Below are 4,605 nucleotides of genomic sequence, written 5' to 3' on the forward strand. Positions count from 1 at the left end.
CCCCAGGGGAGAGGGTAAGGTATCCGCTTCAGGATCTATATAAGTTTTAGCTAATTCGGGGGTATCAATACCGCGATTAATTAAGATAGTTGCTAATAACGATGATAGTCCCATTTCTCGCGCTAACCCCTCGATTTTTTCGGGATTAGCCGCGGCAATATACCAGCGTTGGATGGGATATTTGTAGGTCATTTTTTCTCAAACAATCCAGTAGGGTGCGTTAGCATAGCGTAACGCACCAAAAACAAGGTTAAAAGCGGATTTGGATGGCCCCAGCGGGAGGTTGAAAGGGGAGATTACTATTATTAATTCTCAGGGGAGAAGCGGGTACTAACTGCACATTTGGGGTGGTGGGTTGACTTTCGTTGGTACTCAGTAAAGTCAATTGATTAATACTAGGATTAATCGCAAATTGTTGGGTGATAACTCCCGACGGACAACAGGAAGGATCCCGGGGGAGAAATCTTCTCATATTGACGGTGATCGTACCATCTTTAGCACTCAGATTATCGACAATTACTCGATCGGCTAACAGGACAGTATCGGTGTTAGTGGCAGTACCGTTATTATCGATCACTAGGGCTAAATAATGTAATTGCTGTTGATCTCTGGTAATCACTCTTAACACGACAATACCATCATTCCTTTGATCATTATTATAGTCCCCCATCAAAGCTTCTCGACTGACTTGCACTCCTAAAATCTGTCCCTCATTGGATTGAAAAATACCATCGCTGACAATTACGGAACCCCGATTAGGAATGTTATAGACGGTGTTTCTTAAATTATCCACGCTCAGGGGTGTAGATTGGGCAAGTAAGGGCAGAGAATTATTTAATAGTAAACTGATACCCAGGAGGATAGACTGAGGCAAAACTGCTAATTTAATCATGGTTTTGATGGGTTGGGTATATTTTCTTGAGTATCGAATAACTGCACGTTATTGATGGTACAAACCATCCCCTGTTGTGCTGCTAATTTATCTCGCCATTGGCTTAATTGTTGTTGACCATTACTACCATTTAACCAGTAAACTGTCAACAGGCCGAGGGTTTGTTCTGGTTCACAGGAAAAGCCGAGAGTTTTATCGGGTATGTCGGTATTTCCCTCACGACATTGCCAACCTTGTTTTTCAATTAATTCTTTCCAACCTTGCTCTTCTTTGGCAGCCACGGCAATGCGTTGATCTCCTTGGGTACAAAGCCAATTTTTCTGCTGGGTGGGATCATTGGGTAGATCACCAAGATTGGGGGAATTTTGCTTGATTGGGGGAAGCGAGGGGACTTGAGCATGAACGGAAAAAATCGGTAGTATTAAGAAAGTACCGATGAGCATTTTTAACAGTTTCATCCTTTAAAATTGCCATATTTAGGGATTTATGCCTTTAGAATATCACGTTTTTGAGATCTAGATAAAATACTCTCTTAAGATATGTTTAAATCTTTAATTATGGTTTCGATCGCATCAAAGGAAAATTCTCTGGCTAACTGTTGTAAACCTTGGGCAAGGGTAGCATAATCGGCGGGAATTTCTGCGGTTAGGGCGATAATTTTTTCATCATCACATTCTCGCGCCGCTTGTTGCAATTGTCCAATCCAGGCGGGACTGATTAATTTTAATAGGGATTGCAGGGAATCGAGGAAAACTGGCGAATAATTGGGCTGATTTGGCTCACTATCGGCATAAATATATTTTAATCCTAGATATTCGCTCATTTTTTGCCAGATCACTTCCTCTCGGAAAGGTTTACGCACGAAATCATCACAACCAGCGGCAATAACCAAGGCGCGATCCTCTTCAAAAGCACTGGCAGTTAGGGCAATTATCACCGTTTTTCCGCGATTATCAGCCTCTAACCGCCGAATTTCCCTGGTTGCTTCGTAACCGTCCTTCACTGGCATTCTCATATCCATCCAGATAAGATGAGGTTGCCATGCTTGCCAAATTGCGATCGCTTCTTGACCATTAGCGGCCTCTTGCACGGATAATCCTAGGGTAGCCAGGAGTTTCAGCAACAGTAAACGGCTTTCCGGTCGATCATCGACGACTAATATGCGATATTTAGGCTGATTTTCGGCTAAAGCGATAACTTTTGCCCTATTGGTTTCGGTTTTAATCTCATTTTCCCCCACCAAACCCACCTGAATATCAAAACTAAAAACACTTCCTTGACCCAGAATACTACTAACTCCGATCGCACCCCCCATCAACTCAACAAATTTTTTACTGATAGGTAAACCCAATCCTGTCCCCTGTTGGGATTTTCGTCCCGTTTCCGTTTGGTTAAAGGGTTGAAATAGCTTATAAATCTCCTCTGGGGCGATTCCTGCGCCTGTATCTTCAATTTCCCAGAGCAATCGCTGATAATCTCCTGTTTTATCCCCTACTTTTACCCGGAGAGTCACCCCTCCCGACTCGGTAAACTTCAATCCGTTACCCAAGAGATTGATTAACACCTGTCGCAATTTACTTTCATCAGTACATATATATTGAGGAAGAGCGGAGCTGCGCTCAAAAATTAAGCTCAAAGCTTTTGCCTGCGCTTGTGGACGTAGCATTTCGGCAATATTATCTAAAAGAGCGTATAAATCGAAATTACTGGGATTAAAAACCGTTCTTCCCGCTTCTATCTTCGACATTTCTAGAATATCGTTGATTAACTCTAATAAATGTTCCCCGCTACGATTGACAATTTCCAAATATTGGCGATATTCACTGCTGAGGCTGCTATCCCGGGATATTAAGCGAGTAAAACCCAAGATAGCATTAAGAGGAGTGCGTAATTCGTGGCTCATGTTAGCTAGAAACTCACTTTTAGCTTTATTTGCCTTAACTGCCACTTCTTTAGCCTCTTTTAATCCTTTTTCCGCTTCATATCTACTTTGTGCGATCGCAATTAATTCTCCCAGCAACCGGACAAAGGTGACATCTTCCCCTGTCCATTGCTTTTCTGCACTTGCATCCAATCCCAGATAACCCACCGTTACCCCATAACTATCCCACATGGGAACGATTAAGAGACAGGGAGTAGGACTATGAGCGAGAATAGTTCTTTCAGGGATAGCAGTAGCGGGTAAATCGTCTAAAGAGTTCAGTTTAACTGGAATACCGTTTAATAATTGTTCAGAAAACCAAGGAAAGGTTTCCGTCGAGAGATTTTGTGATTCTTCCCGAATCGGGATAACTTGCGGATAGTCGGGGTGACAGTATTCATAAACCATACTCCACTGCTGACGACAGGTGGAATATTGAATAATGTAACAGCGCGCACTCTGGGTAAATTGACAGAGCAGTTCTAGGGTATGATCGATCGCCAAGTGGATATCTTGAGAAATTAGTAATCTTGTCACCCGTGAGAGCAAGTTATCGCGATAGGCCTGCATTTCTAGGGCTTTTTCCCGTTTTTTAGACTCTAGTTCCTCAAAATCACTCATAATCAGTTATCAGTTATCAGTTATCAGTTAAAAGGGTTTGGGTGTTGGGGTTGTCGGGTTTGAGGGTTTTAGTTGAATTTCCCCATCACCCCATTTCCCTACTTCCCCATCTCCCCGTCTCCCTAATCAAAAAACAGGAAACTTTTCCCCTATTATGTTCTATAGGAATTTTACCGAATCAATATGCTCAAATTATTAGCTTCTCTCCTTCTCTCCTGCTGTGTAGCCTTGGCTGTTTCCCTGTCACCGGCTGCTGCTATGGGAGTCTATGACCTCCCCATTTTAAGCCCCGGAGCGCCCACTTATGTGGTCGATCCCGTTTCGGCCATTAGTGCCGCTAACGAAGGAAGATTAAATAAAGATCTGAAAAACCTCGCCGAAAAAACCGGTCAAGAAGTGAGAATGGTGGTAGTCCGGCGCTTGGATTACGGTCAAAAAATTGACAATTTAGCCGATGATATCCTGAGAGAATGGTATCCTAATCCTGAAGATCGGACTAATCAAACTATCATCGTCCTTGATACTTTAACCAATAAAACTGCTATGCGGGTTGGGGAGGAAGCAAAACCCCTATTAACCGAAGCTATTGCCGATAGTATCCTCTCGGAAACTATGGCGGTTCCCCTCAAAGATGGGGGAAAATATAATCAAGCTTTACTCGATGCTAGTCGTCGCCTAACGGCGGTACTTTCTGGAGAAGCGGATCCCGGACCGCCGGAAGTAGCGACAATTAATATCGAAAGTACTTTTACTACCGCAGAAGAAACTGACGATAAAAACGCCACGATTTGGGTGATAGTTTTACTGGTTTTAGCCACAGTAATCCCCATGGTTACCTATTTTTGGTACGCTGGTTTTGGTCGATAAATTAAATTAATTATCTGGGACTGATACAGCTAAAATATTCTCAGAGATAGCTCAATTCTCAGCCTGTATGAGCAAGATAAAGTAACTTCTGGTAGTAGATTTTAGTTGTGTCAGTTCACCCCATTTACTTAACCTTAATAACTAATGTCTAGACTGGTAAATAAATTACAATCCTATTATCGAGAGGAGGAAGGAACTTACTTAATTGAAATTAAACTTAATCAGTTACAGCAAGTCTTTAATTCTCTCGATCCTTCGCCATTTTTAGATAGAGATTTAGACGATAACGCCGAAAATTATATTA

Annotated in this window: 4 protein-coding genes and 1 pseudogene; 1 reads left to right on the forward strand and 4 read right to left on the reverse strand. The window is 42.3% G+C overall.

Translation table 11 applies throughout. The features are described from left to right. From PX484_RS14485 to PX484_RS14500, 4 genes and pseudogenes are all read right to left on the reverse strand, one after another. A pseudogene (locus PX484_RS14485) lies at nt 1-192 on the reverse strand (single-stranded-DNA-specific exonuclease RecJ); the annotation flags it as partial. 58 nt (nt 193-250) lie between these two features. Beyond that, nucleotides 251-892, reverse strand: a complete 642-nt coding sequence (locus PX484_RS14490) for an LppP/LprE family lipoprotein (RefSeq protein WP_288104400.1) — start codon at nt 890-892, stop codon at nt 251-253. Further along, nucleotides 889-1,350, reverse strand: coding sequence for a hypothetical protein (locus tag PX484_RS14495; protein ID WP_288027226.1), 462 nt, complete (start codon nt 1,348-1,350; stop codon nt 889-891). The genes PX484_RS14490 and PX484_RS14495 overlap by 4 nt, the downstream gene beginning before the upstream one ends. A 74-nt stretch (nt 1,351-1,424) precedes the next feature. Next, nucleotides 1,425-3,434, reverse strand: a complete 2,010-nt coding sequence (locus PX484_RS14500; RefSeq protein ID WP_287767207.1) for a GAF domain-containing hybrid sensor histidine kinase/response regulator — start codon at nt 3,432-3,434, stop codon at nt 1,425-1,427. Nucleotides 3,435-3,617: 183 nt separating this feature from the next. Here PX484_RS14500 and psb32 point away from each other — a divergent pair, with 183 nt between their 5' ends. Continuing rightward, complete coding sequence (psb32, locus tag PX484_RS14505; protein WP_287767208.1) at nt 3,618-4,301, forward strand: photosystem II repair protein Psb32; 684 nt, start codon at nt 3,618-3,620, stop codon at nt 4,299-4,301. The last annotated feature ends 304 nt before the right edge of the window (nt 4,302-4,605 follow it).

The organism is Microcystis sp. M49636_WE2 (genome assembly GCF_030065375.1).
GTDB classification, from domain to species: Bacteria; Cyanobacteriota; Cyanobacteriia; order Cyanobacteriales; family Microcystaceae; genus Microcystis; species Microcystis aeruginosa_C.